The sequence below is a fragment of the Kitasatospora sp. NPDC091207 genome, from assembly GCF_044768625.1.
In the GTDB taxonomy this organism is placed as follows: Bacteria; Actinomycetota; Actinomycetes; order Streptomycetales; family Streptomycetaceae; genus Kitasatospora.
This window is the reverse complement of sequence record NZ_JBIVVS010000004.1, coordinates 330,023-346,536: the sequence shown is the minus strand read 5'-3', so window position 1 is coordinate 346,536 and position 16,514 is coordinate 330,023. Positions and strand designations below refer to the sequence as shown.

Annotated in this window: 15 protein-coding genes and 1 pseudogene; 10 read left to right on the top strand and 6 right to left on the bottom strand. The window is 74.6% G+C overall.

The genetic code is table 11. The features are described 5' to 3' along the window. The first annotated feature begins 378 nt into the window (after nt 1-378). The 3 genes from ACIQTO_RS11235 to ACIQTO_RS11225 all read left to right on the top strand — a co-directional run bounded on the left by ACIQTO_RS11235 (nt 379) and on the right by ACIQTO_RS11225 (nt 4,274). Nucleotides 379-1,614: a serine hydrolase domain-containing protein gene (locus ACIQTO_RS11235; RefSeq protein WP_402386024.1), complete on the top strand. Its 1,236-nt coding sequence runs from the start codon at nt 379-381 to the stop codon at nt 1,612-1,614. A 316-nt stretch (nt 1,615-1,930) separates the two neighbouring features. Continuing rightward, the gene (locus ACIQTO_RS11230; protein ID WP_402386022.1) at nt 1,931-3,640 is read left to right on the top strand and encodes a threonine/serine exporter ThrE family protein; all 1,710 of its coding nucleotides are present in this window, start codon (nt 1,931-1,933) and stop codon (nt 3,638-3,640) included. A 127-nt stretch (nt 3,641-3,767) separates the two neighbouring features. Then, entirely contained in the window at nt 3,768-4,274 is a 507-nt protein-coding gene (locus ACIQTO_RS11225) for a DUF6328 family protein (RefSeq protein ID WP_402386019.1), read from the top strand. 63 nt (nt 4,275-4,337) lie between these two features. Here the strand turns inward: ACIQTO_RS11225 and ACIQTO_RS11220 are convergent, their stop codons facing one another. Then, on the bottom strand, nt 4,338-6,416 hold the full coding sequence (locus ACIQTO_RS11220; RefSeq protein WP_402386017.1) for an alpha-galactosidase: 2,079 nt from the start codon (nt 6,414-6,416) through the stop codon (nt 4,338-4,340). Nucleotides 6,417-6,960: 544 nt separating this feature from the next. On the opposite strand from ACIQTO_RS11220, the gene ACIQTO_RS11215 reads away from it, so the two are divergent. Then, nucleotides 6,961-7,812 (top strand): SAM-dependent methyltransferase, encoded by an 852-nt coding sequence (locus ACIQTO_RS11215; protein ID WP_402386014.1) that lies wholly within the window; start codon nt 6,961-6,963, stop codon nt 7,810-7,812. Nucleotides 7,813-7,893: 81 nt separating this feature from the next. On the opposite strand, the gene ACIQTO_RS11210 is transcribed toward ACIQTO_RS11215, so the two are convergent. Further along, a complete protein-coding gene (locus ACIQTO_RS11210) occupies nt 7,894-8,460 on the bottom strand; it encodes a DinB family protein (protein WP_402386011.1) in 567 nt (188 codons plus the stop codon). A gap of 610 nt (nt 8,461-9,070) precedes the next feature. On the opposite strand from ACIQTO_RS11210, the gene ACIQTO_RS11205 reads away from it, so the two are divergent. Beyond that, nucleotides 9,071-10,342, top strand: coding sequence for an FAD-dependent oxidoreductase (locus ACIQTO_RS11205; RefSeq protein WP_402386008.1), 1,272 nt, complete (start codon nt 9,071-9,073; stop codon nt 10,340-10,342). On the opposite strand, the pseudogene ACIQTO_RS11200 reads toward ACIQTO_RS11205, so the two are convergent. Next, a pseudogene (locus tag ACIQTO_RS11200) lies at nt 10,339-10,527 on the bottom strand (cold-shock protein); the annotation flags it as partial. The gene ACIQTO_RS11205 and the pseudogene ACIQTO_RS11200 overlap by 4 nt on opposite strands. A gap of 215 nt (nt 10,528-10,742) precedes the next feature. Here ACIQTO_RS11200 and ACIQTO_RS11195 point away from each other — a divergent pair. Both ACIQTO_RS11195 and ACIQTO_RS11190 read left to right on the top strand, forming a co-directional pair. After that, the gene (locus ACIQTO_RS11195) at nt 10,743-11,339 is read left to right on the top strand and encodes a TetR/AcrR family transcriptional regulator (RefSeq protein ID WP_402386005.1); all 597 of its coding nucleotides are present in this window, start codon (nt 10,743-10,745) and stop codon (nt 11,337-11,339) included. Beyond that, nucleotides 11,336-12,187 carry an SDR family NAD(P)-dependent oxidoreductase gene (locus tag ACIQTO_RS11190; RefSeq protein ID WP_402386002.1) on the top strand — a complete coding sequence of 284 codons (852 nt, stop codon included), beginning with the start codon at nt 11,336-11,338 and terminating at the stop codon, nt 12,185-12,187. The genes ACIQTO_RS11195 and ACIQTO_RS11190 overlap by 4 nt, the downstream gene beginning before the upstream one ends. Before the next feature lie 97 nt (nt 12,188-12,284). Here ACIQTO_RS11190 and ACIQTO_RS11185 read toward each other — a convergent pair whose 3' ends face one another. Next, the gene (locus ACIQTO_RS11185; RefSeq protein ID WP_402385999.1) at nt 12,285-12,830 is read right to left on the bottom strand and encodes a hypothetical protein; all 546 of its coding nucleotides are present in this window, start codon (nt 12,828-12,830) and stop codon (nt 12,285-12,287) included. A 120-nt stretch (nt 12,831-12,950) separates the two neighbouring features. After that, entirely contained in the window at nt 12,951-13,295 is a 345-nt protein-coding gene (locus ACIQTO_RS11180) for an ArsR/SmtB family transcription factor (RefSeq protein ID WP_402385996.1), read from the bottom strand. A gap of 89 nt (nt 13,296-13,384) precedes the next feature. Between ACIQTO_RS11180 and ACIQTO_RS11175 the strand changes: the two genes are divergently transcribed. Both ACIQTO_RS11175 and ACIQTO_RS11170 read left to right on the top strand, forming a co-directional pair. Beyond that, nucleotides 13,385-14,371, top strand: coding sequence for a zinc-binding alcohol dehydrogenase family protein (locus ACIQTO_RS11175; RefSeq protein ID WP_402385993.1), 987 nt, complete (start codon nt 13,385-13,387; stop codon nt 14,369-14,371). A gap of 155 nt (nt 14,372-14,526) precedes the next feature. Then, complete coding sequence (locus ACIQTO_RS11170; RefSeq protein WP_380572886.1) at nt 14,527-15,054, top strand: NUDIX hydrolase family protein; 528 nt, start codon at nt 14,527-14,529, stop codon at nt 15,052-15,054. A gap of 125 nt (nt 15,055-15,179) precedes the next feature. Here ACIQTO_RS11170 and ACIQTO_RS11165 read toward each other — a convergent pair whose 3' ends face one another. Continuing rightward, complete coding sequence (locus ACIQTO_RS11165; RefSeq protein WP_402385989.1) at nt 15,180-15,299, bottom strand: CorA family divalent cation transporter; 120 nt, start codon at nt 15,297-15,299, stop codon at nt 15,180-15,182. Nucleotides 15,300-15,641: 342 nt separating this feature from the next. Between ACIQTO_RS11165 and ACIQTO_RS11160 the strand changes: the two genes are divergently transcribed. After that, the gene (locus tag ACIQTO_RS11160) at nt 15,642-16,373 is read left to right on the top strand and encodes a hypothetical protein (protein WP_402385986.1); all 732 of its coding nucleotides are present in this window, start codon (nt 15,642-15,644) and stop codon (nt 16,371-16,373) included. Nucleotides 16,374-16,514 lie beyond the last annotated feature (141 nt).

Here is a 16,514-nt window from a genome sequence, read left to right as displayed (position 1 = left end):
CCGGGCCGGTCCGTCGGTCCCGAGGCGGTCCATCGAGGTGGTCGTGCCGATCAGCGGGGCGATGAGGTCGGGGCCAGATCGGTTCCGGGCGGACCGCCCCGGCCCGCTGTGCCCCGGCCGGGAGGTCGGTGAGCTGCGCGGCCCTCGCCGTCGCCGAGTCCACCGCACGCGCGAAACGGCGGGAAGCCGGCGGCGCGGACCGCCGCCCGGACGGACCGGACGGCCGGCGTGGCCTCATCTTCCGGTCGTAGCACGGCACATCGGGAGACCTCCGCAAGACGGAGGGCGGCCCCGGTCCTGAGGAGGAGGTCGGCGGCGGAGGCCGGATGCGAACGTGGCGTTGGAAGGCCCGGTCCGTGGGCCTCGGGAGGGAATGCCATGACCATCGCCCCGTCGCGTCGACGGCTCGGCGTGCGGATCGCCGCCGTCGCCGTCGCCGGTACCACCGTGCTCGCCCTCGCCCCGGCCGCCGTGGCGGCGAGCCGTCCGCCGGCCGCCGCGCGGTCGGAGCCCCGTGCGGCCGGGCAGTCGCCGGGCACCGATCTGCGCATGGACCTGCGCGGCGAGTTGGAGGCCCTGGTGCGTCAGGGCGGCAGTACCGCCGCCCTGGCCGAGGTCCGCGACCGCGGCCGGGTCGCCTGGCGCGGCACGGCCGGTACCGCCGACCTGGCCCTCGGCGATCCGGTGCGCGCCGACGGCCGCTTCCGGACCGGCAGCGTCACCAAGACCTTCGTCGCCACCGTGGTGCTCCAACTGGTCGGCGAGGGAAGGGTCCGCCTGGACGACCCGATCGAGCGCGGGCTGCCCGGCGAGGTGCCCGGCGGCGGCGCCATCACGGTGCGGCAGCTGCTCAACCACACCAGCGGCCTCGCCAACTACCTCGACGACCCGCGGTTCGCCTACCGCGACGAGGCGAGCGTGCGCCGGTACCTGGCCGAGGGCCGCTGGATCGACTACCGGCCGCAGCAGCTCGTGGACATCGCCAACAGCCGCCCGCCGTACTTCGAACCGGGCCGGGGCTGGCACTACTCCAACACCAACTACGTGCTGCTCGGCATGCTGATCGAGCGGACCACCGGCCGGACCTGGCGGCAGGAGGTGAGCGAACGCGTCCTGTGGCCGCTCGGTCTCCGGGACACCCTCCTGCCGACCTCCGACACCCGCGTCCCCGGCCCGGCCGCCCACACCTACGCCCAACTGCCGGAAGGCCCGGCCGACATCACCCGGCTGAACCCGAGTGTCGCGGACGCCTCCGGCAGCGCGATCTCGACCGCCGGCGACCTCAACCGGTTCCACGCCGCCCTGTTCGGCGGGCGCCTGCTGCGCCCGGCCGAGTTCGCCGAGATGACCACCACCGTCCCGGTGGCGGAGCTGCACGGCGGATACGGCCTCGGCGTGGCCCGGATCGACACCCCGTGCGGCGAGATCTGGGGCCACACCGGCGACATCCGCGGCGCGGAGAGCGCGGTGTTCGGCACCCGCGACGGCAGCCGGCAGTTCACCCTGTCCTACCAGGCGTACGACCGCGGCGATCCGGGCGCCACCGACCGCGCGTACGAATCCTTCGTGACCGCCGCCGCGTGCGCCCTCGTGGCCCGGCCCGCGTCGGGCTGACCGCCCGAGCCGATCGGGAGCCCCTTCGGCCCGGCCGCCGACCGGGTGCCGCCGTGCCGTGCGGCGCCACCCGGTCGGCCGAGCGCACGGCGCGGGCCGACCGCCGGGCTCCGCCCCGCGCGCCGCCGTGAGCGTTCTGGATCACGTCACGATGGGTAGCAGAGCATCCACCAGGAGTAGCGGGGTGGCGGCGGTCACGCGCCGCCTCGACGCGGCCGCACGCCACCGCCGGCAACCGGCACCGGGGACGGCACGAGGGCCGGCGGCACGGCGGTGGGCGTGACGAAGGCCGGCGGTACGACGGTGAGGAGCGGCGGTGTCGAAGCAGTGCCACCCGAGCGGGCAGCCCGGCGCCGGCGACGACGCACCGGAGCCGGGTGCGCTGCCCGCCCAGCGACCAGCGCCGCCGGCCGGCGCCCGGCCGCCGACCGAGCGGGAGGCCGCCCCCGGCCGGGCCGGGCGGGCGGCCCCTCCCTGGCCGGACCGGATGCGGCCGCTGGTGCGGACGCCGATGGCCGAACGCCCGGTCCTCGCCGGTGCCGAGCCTCGGGAGCGGCCCGGTCCGGCCGAGGCCTCGCGCGTCCTCGACCTCGCCCTGCGGGTGGGCGAGTCGCTGCTCGCCAGCGGCGAGTCCGCCGAGGACGTGGAGGGCGCGATGCTGGGCGTCGCCCACGCCTACCGCGTCTACCCCTGCGAACCGCAGGTGACCTTCACCCTGGTGGCGATCTCCCACCAGCCGACACCGGACGATCCTCCGCTGACGGCCGAACGGGCGGTCCGCCGCCCTGCCAGCGACTACACCCGGCTCGCCGACGTCTTCCGGCTGGTCTCCGCCATCACGGCCGGCGAGGTGGCGGCCGAGCGCGCCTGCGAGCGGCTGACCGCCCTCACCGCGCACCGCCGGCCCCCGTACCCCGAGTGGCTCCTGGTGCCGGCCTCCGGCCTGCTGGCCGGCTCCGCGACCCTGCTGGTCGGCGGGAGGGCGGACAGCCGGGCCTGGCTGGTCTTCGCGATCGCCTTCGTCGCCGCCCTGACGGGGGACCGGCTGGCCGCCCTGGTCGCCCGGCACGACCTTCCCGAGTTCTACGGGTTCGTGATCGCCGCGACCCCCGCCGCCGCGATCGGCAGCCTGCTCTCGCTCAACGGGCTCCAGCTGCGCGGTTCGGTGGTGATCACCGGCGGGCTGTTCGCCCTGCTCCCGGGCCGCCCCCTGGTGGCCGCCGCACAGGACGGCCTGACCGGCTTCTACCTCACCGCGGCCGCCCGCCTGCTCGAAGTGCTGTACCTGATGGCCGGCATCGTGATCGGCGTCATGACGGTGCTGTACCTGGGCGTCAGCGGCGAAGCGGACCTCACCCCCGACGCGGGGCCGGGCAGCACGGTGAACCCGCCGCTCCAACTGGCGGCCGCGATGCTGCTCGCCCTGGCCTTCGCGGTACTGCTGCGCACCGACCGCGCGACCCTCGTCCTGGTCGTCCTCAACAGCGCGGCCGGCTGGACCACCTACGCCGTCCTGACCGACGCCCGCGTCGAGCCGATCGTGGCCACCGGGCTCGCCGCCGGGTTGGTGGGCCTGTTCGGCCAGTTGATGGCCCGCTACCGGGCCATGTCGGCACTGCCGCACGTCACGGCGGCCCTCGGCCCGCTGATGCCCGGCGCGGCGCTGTACTTCGGCATGCTCGCCTTCGTCCAGGGCCGCCCCGAGGCCGGGTGCAGCTGGGTCGGCCGCGCGTGTGCCACCGCGATGGCCCTGGCCATCGGGGTCAACCTGGGGGGAGAGGTGGCCCGGCTCTTCCTCCCGGCGTCGGGACGGGCGTTCACCTCCCGGCGCCCCGCCGGCCGCCACCGCCGGCGCGGCCACCGCCGCGTACGGAGGCCGTCACCGCGCGGCGAACCCGTCCCGTCCACCCGTTGCGGCCCGGCCGGTGCTTCCTCGGGCGGTGCTTCCTCGGCAGGCGACGCGCGGCCGACCGACGTAGGTTTTCGGCGATGGCCGACAACCCGACGGCGACCCCGCAGCGGGTGACGAAGACGGAGAGCAGCGGCGGAGAACAGCGGCGGGTGACGGGGGCACGTGACGGGGGCGTGCACCAGGGGCACCCCGCAGGACCTCGGCCGGCGAGGCCGGGCGACCGTGCCGGAGGAGGCGAGCGGTGACGGACCAGGGGCCCGGCGGCCCGGCGGCGTCCGGTCGCCACGAGACACCGCAGGAGCGGGCGGACCGGCTCTGGAACGAGACGCTCCAGGAGGTCCGGGTGGCCCAGACCGGCTCCCAGATCCTCTTCGGCTTCCTGGTCGGCGTCGCCTTCACCCCGCGCTTCGCCGTCCTGCCCGACGTCGACCGGAACCTGTACGTGGTCACCGTCGTCCTCGGCGCCGTCGCCACCGGCGCACTCGTCGCACCGGTGGCCTTCCACCGGTTCCTCGCCGGCCACGGCCTCAAGCCCGAACTCGTCCGGGTCGCCGGCCGCCTGATCGCCATCGGCCTGGTCACCCTCGCTCTCACCATCACCGCCGCGCTGCTCCTGCTGCTGCGCACCGCGACCGGCGACCCGGTGCTGGCCTGGATCCTCAGCGGCGCCGTGTTCGCCTGGTTCACCGCCACCTGGTTCGTGCTGCCCCAGCTGGTGCTGCGCCGCGCCGGTGCGCGCCGGCGCTGACACCGCCGGAACCGCCCCGGCTCCGGCGAGGCGCCGGAGCCGGGGCGGCCGGGAGGAGGGGTGTCAGGAGAGCAGGCTCCAGGACTGCCCCGCCGCCGATCCGTCGGCCGGGCCGAGGACGACGGGGGACGCCGCGGCGGCCTGCGGGGCGGCCAGGACGAGACCGGAGGCGGCGTTGGTGACGGTCAGCGCGCCGGTCGCGGTGTCCTGGACGACGTGCCACTTCTGGGCGGGATCGCCGGGGTCGTAGCCGTTCCGGATTCGGGCGGGCGCGCCCGCCGGTCCGCCGGTCAGGGTGCCGTGGATCTGCGTACCGGTGTAGCAGTTGTCGGTGATGTGCACCGTGCCGTCCGGGTTCGGGGCGAAGTTCCACTGCTCCGAGGTGTGCGTGCTCCACCAGGTGTTGATGTCGGTGGGGGAGTCGTCGGGGGCGCTGCAGGTGCCCTGGACCTCCAGGACGCGGCCGTCGGTGCCACCGGCGCTGACGGTGTGGTAACGGCCGTCGCCGATCACCGCCGCCGGGACGGTCGACGGCAGCGCCTTGAGGCGGTACAGCGCGACGCCGTGCGGCTCCACCTGGGCGCCGAGGCTGCCGGTCACGGTGCCGCCGGCGCCGGTCCACAGTTCCTGGGCGGTGTAGCCGGGGCCGGTCAGACCGAGCTCGGTCAGGCTGGTGGAGACGGTCCGGTAGCCGGTCGGGTCCTGGTTGACCAGCAGCACGGCGGTGTCACCGCCGGCGAGCCGCCGCTTGAGGACGATCGGCGCCGTGCTGCCGGCGGGCGGGGCACCGACCAGGGTGGCGGGCTCGGCGAGCCGGTCCTGGTCGATCGCGATGACGGCGGTGTTCTTGTAGACGGCCAGGTGATCGGGGGTGACACCGGTCGACCAGGTGAGGCCGTCCTCGGTGTGTTGCGAGTCGGCGGCGGTGCGCAGGTCCGCGCCGGAGATGAGCGGGGAGGCCATCATGGCGAGGATCGACATCTCGCTGCGCGACTCGGTCAGGGACATGGGCCGGTGGCAGGTGCAGGTGTCCGTCACGCCGTACACGCCGTACGGGTCCTGCCAGCCGGCGAACATCATGTCCAGGTCGTTCCAGCTGCCCGGCCGGACGTTGCCCGGGTACTTCAGGGCCGTCGACAACTGGCCGTTGAGGAGGACGCCCTCCAGGTCCGTGCCGCGGTCGCCGCCGATCCGGCAGAGGTTGGCCACCTGTCCGCACCACACCCCGGTCGGGGCGTAGCCGGGCGCCTGGTTCGCGGGGGTGCCGGCCGCGACCACCACCGGGTCGGTGCGGGCCGGGTCGTCGGAGGCCAGCAGGTGGGGGACCCCGGTGTGCACCGGTTGCGCGGAGACACTGAGGGCCACCCGGGGGCGCCCCTGGGCCCGGGAGGCCGCGTCGAGCGCCCACTGGAAGTCGCGGACCCGGGCGTAGACGGACCGGGTCAGCTCTCTCCCCTCGCCCTGGGTCCCGTAGTTGTGGCCGTCCGGCCCGGTGATCGGCGGTCCGTACGGGCAGTCGTCGTACTTGACGAAGTCCACGCCCCAGGCGACGAAGTCGGCGGCGTCGGTGGACTCGTGGCCCAGGCTGCCGGGGTGGCCCTGGCAGGTGGTGTAGGTGTCCGTGGCGTAGAGGCCGAACTTCATGCCCTTGCTGTGGGCGTACCAGGACAGGTACTGGATCCCGTTCAGGGACTGCCCGTTGACGGTGCGTGCCGGGAAGCTGTCCGGATCGGGGACGAGATGGCCGGTGGTCGGGTCGAACCCGGTGCCGTCGGTACCGCTGACGGGGTTGTGGGCGGCGTCGTAGAGCTGCATCGCGCCGTAGGAGGTCTTGACCAGGTCGGTGCTCTGGCCGTCGCGGTGGCCGAGCGACCAGCCGTCGTCGATGGTGACGGTGTCGTACCCGGCCTGGACCAGCCCGTTGGCGGACATGAAGTCGATGGTCTGGACGACCTGTTCCTGGGTCACCGCGGTGCCCAGGGTGTTCCAGGAGTTCCAGCCCATCGGCGGGGTGAGGGCGAGTCCGTTGTCCAGGGCCGCCGCGGGGGTGGCCGCCCCGAGGACGACGGTGCTCAGCCCGGTCGCCGCGAGTGACAGCGCGACCAGGGCACGGGGCAGTGCGCGGCGCAGGGGTATCCGCATGGGCGCTCCAGAGTGCGCAAGTGGGGGTGGGGGTGGGGGATCGGCAGTCTGATGCCGTTGATTTCTGTTTGAAGTTCCGACAGAAATCAACGCAGCATAGGCACACGGGCAAGCCGCGCTCAAGTGTTGTGCACGGAGTCGCCGCTGACCGGATTTCAGGCCGGACAGCCTGTCAGGGGGCACGGAGTGCGCGGTTGCGTCACAGATTGAACTCGGCCCGACAGGGCGCTTGACGGGGGCCATCGGGGCATGTGACATTTCACATCGCGTTGAAATTAGTTTGGTTCTGATCGTTTCTCTGATATGCGCTCAGCTCTTGCCGAGGCCCAGGTGGGGCTGGGCCTCGCTCGCGGGCGCGGGTGCCCGCGCCCGGCTCGCGGGCACCCGCGCGACCACTGGCTCGCTGCCCCCCTCCGTGCACCCCGGTTGCCCGCGGGGGCGCCGGGACCGGTACGACAGGGCACGGTCCCGATGGTTGGTCGACGGAGCGAATCCCGTTGAGCTTAGGATGAGATGACTTGTTGTCAGAACGGCTGGGGAGCTCATGCGGGACGATGCGATGGCCGGATGGTCGGGGCCGGTCGCGGCGGGGGAGTGGCAGCCGCCGGCGGAGCTGAACACCGGCGTCCCGCACCCCGCGCGGATGTACGACTACTACCTCGGCGGCAAGGACAACTTCCCGGCCGACCGGCAGGCGGCCGAGAAGGTCATCGCGGCCATGCCCGACGCCCGGCTCGGAGCGCGGATCAACCGCGAGTTCCTCGGGCGCGCGGTGGAGTTCGCGGCCGGCCTGGGCGTCCGCCAGTTCCTGGACATCGGCACCGGGATACCGGCGGTCGGCAGTACCGGCGAGGTCGCCCAACGGGTGGCTCCGGACGCCCGGGTGGTGTACGTCGACAACGACCCGATCGTACTCACCCACGCCCGAGCCCTGTTGGCCCACCACCCCGCCGGTCACACCACGGTCCTCCACGCCGACCTGCGCGACCCGGAGGCGATCCTCGGCGACCCGGGCCTGAAGGAGGCGCTCGACCTCTCCCGGCCGGTGGCCCTGATGCTGGTGGCGGTGCTGCACTTCGTCCGCGACGAGGAAGGCGCAGCCGCGACGGTGGCCCGACTGCGGGACGCGCTGGCGCCGGGCAGTCTGCTGATCCTCTCGCACGGCACCCAGGACTTCATGACCGCCGAGGCGGTCGCCGAGACCACGCGGATCTACAGCCGTGCGACCTCGCCGCTGGTCCTGCGGGCCGAGGAGCAGGTGCGGGAGTTCTTCGGCGACTTCGAGTTCGCCGAGCCCGGGCTGGTGCAACTGCCGCTGTGGCGGCCGCGGGCCGAGTTGCCGCCGGGCTGGCAGGAGGCGGCCCCCGCCTATGCGGGAGTCGCCGTCAAGCGCTGACCGGCGCTCCCCCTCGTCGAAGCGCGCGGGGGAGCGCGCGTCCGAGAAGGCGGGAGAGCGCCGGTCCGGGCGCGGGGTTCGTCAGCCCATGCTCTTGGCGCCGTCCAGGGCCTCGCGGATGATGTCGGCGTGGCCGGCGTGCTGCGCGGTCTCGGCGATGACGTGCAGCAGCACCCGGCGGGCCGACCAGTGCGTGCCGGACTCGAACCACGGGGCCTTCGGCAGCGGGTGCGAGGCGTCGAGGTCGGGCAGGACGGCGACGAGCTCGTCCGTGCGGCGGGTCGCGTCGGCGTAGTCGGCCAGCACGCCGGCCAGCGTCTCGCCGGGCAGCAGCTTGAACTCGTCGGCGCGCCGCGCGAAGTCGGCCTCGGTCATGGCGCTGAAGTCGCCCAGGGCCGAAGGGCCTTCCAGGATGAAGTCCACCCAGCCGCGCTCGACCGCCGCGACGTGCTTGATCAGGCCGCCCAGGCACAGCTCGCTGACGGTGCTCCGGCGCCCGGCCTGCTCGTCGGTGAGATCGCGGGTGGTGAAACGCAGGAAGTGCCGGTGCTTGTCCAGCATCGCCAGCAGGTCGGCGCGCTCCCCGGTGACCGCCGCGCCGCTCTGCTCGTGGGTGGTCGGCCGGGCGTGCGTCGTGGTGTCGGTCATGGTGTCCGCCTTCGTCAGTGCTGTTCCGTTGCCGAGAACCACAGTAGGGACCATGTGGGACAGATCGTGTCCTAGATGACGGCCGGCCGACCTGGCCGAGCGCGGCGCACCCGCCGCCGGGCCGGGGTGGGGCGGTGCCGACGGGTGGCGGCCGGGCTGTCCGTGTGGCGCGGCGGCAGCCGGTGACGTTGCCGACGGCACCGCCCCTCCGCGCGCCACGCGCAGTTCGGTTCCCCCGTGCATCTCCTGGTCGACCGTCAGGAACCCACCTGCCGCTGTCCTCCCGGCCGGGCCGGCTCGGGTGCAGACGGGTGGAGGGCCGCATCCCCTCGGCACGCCGTTCCACCTGCCGGCGCCGCTGAGCCTCGCGCTCGGCACCACCGGCCTCTGACCCCGGCCCCTGCCGCGGACCTGCCACCCCGCGCGTGCCGTGCCACTGCGCGGTCGGGAAACGAGGACCGCCCGGTCCGGCGACTGGCAGGATGACCGGAGGGCCGGCGGGGCAGCCGGGTGCGCCCCGCGGCAGCGTCCACCGGGGCAGGCCGACGCTCCGCGCGGCCGGGCCGTCCGGGCCCGGTCCCGGCCCGAAGGCAGCTGAGGGGAACCGGAGTTGACACTGATTCAGATCATCGGCGGCGGTATCGCCGGAACGGCGGCCGCGCTGGCGCTGCACAAGGCGGGGTTCGGCGTCGCCGTCCACGAGGCGCACCCCGACACGGGTGAGGACATCGGCGCCTTCCTGACCCTCGCCTCCAACGGGATGCGCGCCCTCGCCGCGGTCGACGCGGCCGAGGCCGTCGCGGCCGTCGGCTTCCCGGTCACCGCCATGAGCGTGCTCGACGCGAGCGGGGCCGAACTGGCGACCGCCCCGCTGGGAGAGCCCGAGCACCGGCTGACCCGCTACCGCTGTCTGCGCCGCGCCGAACTGGCCGCCGCCCTCCGGGTCGAGGCGGTCCGGCGCGGCATCACCGTGCGGCACGGGGCCCGACTCACCGCCGTCACGGAGTGCGCCGCCGACATCACCGCGCACTTCGCCGACGGCACCAGCGTGACCGGCGATCTGCTGGTCGGCGCCGACGGGACGCACTCCGCCGTGCGGGCCTGGCTGGACCCGGCCGGCCCCGGACCCGAGTACGCGGGGCAGCGGGTCTTCTACGGGTACAGCACCGTCACCCCGCCGTCCCCCGTGCCGGAGCGGATCACCATGGTCCGGGGCAGTGCCACCGCCTTCGGCTACCTGGTCTCACCGACCGGCGAGACCTGCTGGTTCGCCCGGGTGACCGGGCCGGCGGCCTCCGCCGAGGAGGTGGCCGGTACCTCTCCCGCGCAGTGGCGGGAGTGGCTCCGGCCGCTGCTGAGCCCGGACGACACGCCGACCGCGCGGATCGTCGCCACGACGGACGACCGGCTGATGGTCACCAACGCGCTCCAGCTGGCCCCGGGGAGGCGCTGGCGCGGCCGCCGCGCCGTCCTGATCGGCGACGCCGCCCACGCCGCCTCGCCGGCCACCGGCCAGGGCGCCTCGATGGCGCTGGAGGACGCCGTCGTCCTCGCCAAGGCGCTGCGCGACGCCCCCGGACCCGCCGAGGCGCTGGCCCGCTACGAGCACGTCCGCAGGCCGAGGACCGAGCAGAACATCGCCACCAGCGCCCGCCTCACGGCCGGCCCCACCTCGGCCGGCCCCCGATCGGGCCATGGCGGGCCGGGCGCTGAGCAGCCGGGCAGTGGCCGGCCGGTGGCGGGCCGGCCGGACGGCCCCGGGGCGGCCGGGGCCGGGGGCGGCCCCCGGGTGGACGAGGAACTGCTGCGCCTGCTCGCCTGGGACACTCCGCTGCCGGAGGGCCGTGGGGCCGACCGAGGGGCCGGCCCCACGGCCGGTTAGAGCCTGACGACGTTCTCCGCCTGGGGGCCCTTGGGCCCTTGGGTGACGTCGAACTCGACCCGGTCGTCCTCGTACAGTTCCTTGAAACCGGTGGTCTGAATGACGGAGAAGTGGACGAAGACGTCGGGGCCGCCCTCGTCCTGGGCGATGAAGCCGAAGCCCTTCTCCGCGTTGAACCATTTGACCTGTGGCGCGAGGGGGTGAGCGGGCCCGGGGCGCTCGCCCGGGGTTGCGCGCCTCCCGCGCCCGCGGCAGCTCCTCCACCGCGCCCGGGAGGGTGGTCTCGAAGTCGATCGGCTCGGCCCAGGCCCAGACCCAGGTCCAGGTCCCGGTCCATGGAGGTCTCGGCGGATTCACCCGGGGATTGACAGGGCCGGAGCGAGGAATGAATATTCATTCCGTGGCACCCAGAAAGCCCGACCTCGATCGGTTGTTGATCGACACCGCCCTCGCGCTCTTCGCCGAACGCACCTACGAGGGCACCCAGATGCCCGTTGTCGCCCAGCGCGCCGGCGTCGGCGTCGGCAGCATCTACCGGTACTTCCCCAGCAAGGAGGCGCTCGGCAACGCGGCCTTCCAGCACGCCAAGCGCACCCTGCTCGACCATCTCGCCGCCGCCCTCGCCGAGGGCGGCCCGGCCGGCGGGATCCGCGAGGAGTTCGGGCGTTTCTGGCGCGGCTTCACCCGCTACGCGAGCGCGCATCCGGCTGCCTTCGTCTTCCTCGAACACCAGCAGCACGACACCTTCCTCGCCCCCGAGAGCCGCGCCCTGGCCCACGAGATCGACCGCGTCGCCTCCGACTTCATCGAACGCGGCCAGCGGGCCGGTGAAATCCGTGAGGGCGACGCCGCCCAGCTGGTCGCCCTCGCCCTCGGGGCCTTCACCGGCCTCGTCAAGCTCCGGCGCCCGGGCGGGCCCGACACCCTTCCCCCCGAGGACCTCGACCGCGCCGAAGCCGCCGTCTGGGACCTCCTGCACCGAAAGGCCTCGCCATGACCGCCGACGCGCGGACCGTGCTGATCACCGGCTGCTCCTCGGGCCTCGGCCGCGAGACGGCCCTCGCCCTGCACCGGCTCGGCCACCGCGTGCACGCCACCGCCCGCCGCCCCGAGACCCTCGCCGACCTCGCCGCGCTGGGCATCACCACCCTGGCGCTCGACGTCACCGACGAGACGTCGATGGTCACCGCGGTCGCCGCCGTCGAGGCCCGGCACGGCCGGATCGACCTGCTGATCAACAATGCCGCGTACGGCCTGCACCTGCCGGTCGAGTCCGCCACCCCGGAGGAGATCCGCGCCCAGTTCGACACCAACGTCTTCGGGCTCGTGCGGATGGCCCAGTTGGTGCTGCCCGGCATGCGCCGCGCCGGCCGCGGCCGCATCGTCAACATCTCCTCGATGGCCGGTCGCTTCTCACCGCCCGGCGGCGCCTTCTACCACGCCAGCAAGCACGCGGTGGAGGCGATCAGCGACTCGCTGCGCCTGGAGGTCGCCCCGTTCGGCGTCGAGGTGGTGGTGGTCCAACCCGGGCCCACCATCACCGGGTTCGCCGCGACCGCCGTCGCCACCATGCACGGCGGCCCCGACCCGGCGGACCCGTACGCCACCTTCCGCGCGCGCCTCGCCGAGATGTACGCCGGTCGCACCTTCACCCGCCGCAACGGCGCCGTCCCCGCCGAGGCCGCCACCCGGGTCGTCGTCCGCGCGGCCACCGCCGTGCGCCCCCGCGCCCGCTACGCCGTCGGGGGCCTGGCCCGGTCCACCATGCTCGCCAAGCGGCTGCTCCCCGACGCCGCCTTCGACGCGCTGATGCGTCGCAGCTTCCCCCTCCCCGAGCCTGTGTGAGCGGGCCGACGCGACCGGTCGGCCGGCCCGGTCGGGAACACGCGTCGGCCCTGCCCCGCCGGAGCAGGCGGGGCAGGGCCGACGCGCGGTCGCCGATTCAGCTGGTGGCGGCGAGGTCCTTGATCTCCTCGTAGGTGAGGCCCAGCTTGTCGTAGGTGCGGACCTCCTGCTCGGTCAGCACGCCACTCCGGGCCAGTTCCTTCACCTGGGCGTCGGTGAGCGGGGTGGCCTGGCCGGCCGGGCCGGCGCCGGGACGGCCGGCCAGGCCGGCCAGCCCACCGAAGACGCCGTTGAGGTCGGCCGAGCTGAGCTCGGTGGCGTCGGCCGGTGCCTTGACGGTCGGGGCGTCCTTGCCGAACGCGATCCTGATCGGGAGGCCGGCGGTGCCGGCGGCGGCCTTCCCGTCCAGTTGGGCGAGGTCGAAGGTCACGGCCGACAGCGCCCCGCCGTCGAGGTGGATGTCCAGGGCCACCTCGCGGTCCGTCAGGTCGGCGGGGACGGACTTCGGCAGCTTGCCGAAGTTCGGGATCTCCTTGGCGAGCGGCTCGGCGGCCTTCAGCAGGTCCTCCGCCAGCTTGCGGCCGGGGGCGCTGACGGTGATCAGCTCCTTGCCGTCCTTCTTGCCCTTGTCCTCGAACGACACGTCGCGGCGGAAGATCTCCTTCAGCGACGCGGTGAGGCTCTCCGCGGCCTTCGGGCCTCCGGCGACGAACCGTCCGGTCCGCGGGGCGGCCGGTCCGCCGGGGCAGGGGCGCCGCGCGGCTCAGCCGGTGGGCCCGGTGGTGCGGTCGTAGGCGGTGAGGACGGAGTCCAGCAGCCCCGGGAAGCGCTGCTCCAGTTCGGCGCCGCGCAGGGCGGTGAGCCTGCGGTTGGCCTCCTCGCGCTGCCGGATCAGGCCGGACTCGCGCAGCACCTTGAAGTGGTGGCTGAGCGTGGACGCCGCGACCTCCACCGGGAAGGTGCCGCAGGCCCGTTCGGGTTCGGCGTGCAGGACGCGCACGATCGTCATCCGGGTGGGGTCGGACAGCGCGTGCAGCACGTCGAGCAGGTCGATCTCCTCGGCCGCGGGGTGCGCGAGCGGGGCACGGCGTCGGCTGCTGCGGGGCACGGACGGACCTCCATTGTTCGACAATCATCGAAGTTGCGTGATACTAATTTCGTCGTTCGTAGAACATCGTAGCTGGAGGGGGAACCGATATGCGCGCACTGGTGATGACCGCACCCGGCGGAGCCGAGAACTCGCGGGTGACGGAGGTCGACGAGGTACGGCCCGGCCCCGGTCAGGTGTCGGTCGAGGTGTCCTACGCCGGCCTGAACTTCGTCGATGTGATGGCCCGTCGGGGCGACGCCGGGTACGTGACGACCTGGCCGTACCGTCCGGGCAAGGAGGTGTCCGGCCGGGTCCGGGAGGTCGGCGAAGGTGTCGTCGGTCTGGCCGTGGGCGACCGGGTGGTGGCCGCGCCGGTCGGCGGCGGCCTGGCCGAGGTGGTGGTCGCCGACGCCGCGCTGACCGTTCCGCTCCCGGCCGGGGTCGCGCTGCCCGAGGCCGCCGCCGTCCCGCTCGGCCTGGCCACGGCCCTGCTGCTGCTGACCGACGCGGGCCGCTTCACCCCCGGGGACACCGTCCTGGTGCACTCGGCCGGCGGCGGCATCGGTGCGGCGGTCGCCCAACTCGTACCGCTGCTCGGCGGCGGCCGGCTGATCGGCACGGTGGGCCGCCCGGAGAAGGCGGCGGCAGCGGTGGCGTCCGGCTACCACGCGGCGTTCGCCCGGGACGAGAAGCTCGGCGACGCCGTCCGGGCGGCCGCCGACGGGCAGGGCGTCGACCTGGTCCTCGACCCCCTGGGCACCCAGGCCCTGGAGGCGGACCTCCAACTGGCCGCACCCGGCGGCCGGATCGTCCTGTTCGGCAACGCGGGCGGGGGCGCCGTCGACGCGCTGCCCCCGGTGGGCCGGCTGCTGGCCGGCAATCTCACCGTCACCGGATTCAGTCACCGCTTCCTGGCGGAAACCGCCCCGGCCAGGCTGGCCCGGGGGATCAGCCGGGCCCTCGACCTGGTCGCGGACGGCCGGCTCACCCTGCCGGTCACCGAACTGCCGGGCCTCACCGATGTCCCCGCCGCCCATGACGCGATGGCGGCCGGTCGGGCCACGGGCAAGTTCGTCGTGCGGGTGGCCGGCTGAACGGCGCCCCGGCCGGCGCCCGGGAACACCCACCGGTGACCCGGCGGCCGGCGCGGGGCGGGCCGGGCCGGGCCGGGCCGGCGATCGCGGACCGCCGCAGCGCGGGTTGTCGGCCCCGGGAGCGCGGGGGAACGTACGATCAGCGAATGTCTGACATGACGGAAACCAAGCCAGGCTGGCTCGCCCCCGAGGAACTTGAGACCACGAGGGCCCGGATACCGATCCTGTACGTCGAGGCCGTGCCGGTGCGGGTGGACGACACCGGCGAGGTCACCCAGGTCGGACTCCTGCTGCGGATCGGACCGGACGGCACGGTCAGCCGCACGCTGGTCTCCGGCCGGGTGCTCTACCACGAGCGGATCCGGGACGCGCTGCTGCGGCACCTGGAGAAGGACCTCGGCCCGGTGGCGCTGCCCCGGATCCCGGCCTCGCTGCAACCCTTCACCGTCGCCGAGTACTTCCCGACCCTGGGCGTCACCGAGTTCCACGACCCCCGGCAGCACGCGGTGTCCCTCGCCTACATCATCCCGGTGGCCGGCGACTGCAGGCCGCGCCAGGACGCCCTCGACCTCGTCTGGTTCAGCCCGGAGGAGGCCGCGTCGGCGCTGGTGCAGCAGGAGATGCCCGGCGGGCAGGGGGCGTTGCTCAAGCGGGCCCTCGCGCACGTCGGATGCCTGGCCTGAACCCCGGCCGTCCGCCGTCGCCCTGAGCGAGCCCGCGCCCTTCCTCCGTGCCCCGTGCCGCCGCTGTCGGTCCCTGGGCCGGGGGAGGGGCGCACCCGGTGCGGCGGCGCGCTACCGGCGGCCTCCTAGAGCCAGTTGTTGCGGCGGAACGCCCGGAAGACGAACGCGCAGACGGCGGCGGTGACCAGCAGCACGGCCGGGTAGCCGAAGGCCCACCGCAGCTCGGGCATGTGCTCGAAGTTCATCCCGTAGCCGCCCACCTTTCGGTTATCCCGGCGGCCCGCACCGGTCTCCTCTCCTGTGGGGCCGGTGCTCGTCGGCCCGCACGACACCGGGCCGCGGCCGAACCGGTCCCGCCCGGACCTGCTCCGCCACGCGCCCCGGCGCGTCCGTCCGGGAAAGACCTGCTGATGTCCGCTGCTCGTCGTTCGTTCTCCCGCGGTTGGGCGCTGGCGTCCTGCCTGCCCGTTCTGGTCCTGCTCGGGCTCGTCACCGGCGGTTCCCCGTCCGGTTCCGGGCACCCGGGCCGGCCGGGCGCGGCGGCCCCGCCCGGGTCACCCGCGCGACCCGTGCCGCCCCTGCCGGGCATGCCGGACCTGCCCCCGTCCGCGCTGGGTCTCGCCGCCGAACGGGACGGCTACCGCCTGGACTCCGGGACGGGCGACCTGCCCGCGGGCCGGGCCGCGGGCTACGCCTTCACCATCACCGGCCCGGACGGCCGGCCGGTCACCGACTTCGTCGTGCACCAGACCGAGAAGCTGCACTTCTACGCCGTCCGCTCCGACCTCACCGGCTTCCAGCACCTGCACCCGGCGATGGCCGCGGACGGGACCTGGACCGCGGACCTGGCCGCACTCGCCCCGGGAAACTGGCGGCTGTACGCGTCGTTCCTGCCGGACAGCGGCCCCCGCAAGGGCGGCGAGCTCGTGCTCAGCCGTACGGTGACCGTGCCCGGCGAGGCCGCCGTGGTGCCGCTGCCCGGGCCGGCCGGCAGCACCACGGTCGACGACTACACCGTCACCCTCCGGAGCGAGCCGGTGGCCGGCGCCCACCTGCTCACCGCCACCGTCGGCAAGGACGGCAGGCCGGTCACCGATCTCCAGCCGTACCTGGACAGCTACGCCCACTTGACCGCCTTCCACGAGGGCGACCTGGCACTGGCCCATCTCCACCCGGCGAACGAGGCCGACGGCGAGCACGGCGGCCCGACGCTGACCTTCCGGGCGATGCTCGGCGAGACCGGGCGCTGGCGGGTCTTCCTGCAGTTCCGGGCCGCCGGACAGCTGCACACCGCCGAACTCACCCTGGTCGTCACCTGAGGTGGCGCCGCCCGGCCCGCCGGTCCGCCACCGGCGTCGCCCCCGCAGAACCGGCCGCGACCCTGGCCTCCCCTGGTGATGGCGCCGGCCGCGCGTTCGCCACGGCGCGGGGCACCGGCACCGGGTTCGCCGGCCGGCCCG

Excerpts from the sequence above, each read along its gene's own strand:
- ACIQTO_RS11235 (WP_402386024.1), top strand. The coding sequence starts at position 379 with ATGACCATCGCCCCGTCGCGTCGACGGCTCGGCGTGCGGATCGCCGCC.
- ACIQTO_RS11210 (WP_402386011.1), bottom strand. The coding sequence starts at position 8,460 with ATGACCGACACCACGACGCACGCCCGGCCGACCACCCACGAGCAGAGC.
- ACIQTO_RS11170 (WP_380572886.1), top strand. The coding sequence starts at position 14,527 with ATGACGGAAACCAAGCCAGGCTGGCTCGCCCCCGAGGAACTTGAGACC.
- ACIQTO_RS11220 (WP_402386017.1), bottom strand. The coding sequence starts at position 6,416 with ATGCGGATACCCCTGCGCCGCGCACTGCCCCGTGCCCTGGTCGCGCTG.
- ACIQTO_RS11190 (WP_402386002.1), top strand. The coding sequence starts at position 11,336 with ATGACCGCCGACGCGCGGACCGTGCTGATCACCGGCTGCTCCTCGGGC.
- ACIQTO_RS11215 (WP_402386014.1), top strand. The coding sequence starts at position 6,961 with ATGCGGGACGATGCGATGGCCGGATGGTCGGGGCCGGTCGCGGCGGGG.
- ACIQTO_RS11175 (WP_402385993.1), top strand. The coding sequence starts at position 13,385 with ATGCGCGCACTGGTGATGACCGCACCCGGCGGAGCCGAGAACTCGCGG.
- ACIQTO_RS11160 (WP_402385986.1), top strand. The coding sequence starts at position 15,642 with ATGCCGGACCTGCCCCCGTCCGCGCTGGGTCTCGCCGCCGAACGGGAC.
- ACIQTO_RS11165 (WP_402385989.1), bottom strand. The coding sequence starts at position 15,299 with ATGAACTTCGAGCACATGCCCGAGCTGCGGTGGGCCTTCGGCTACCCG.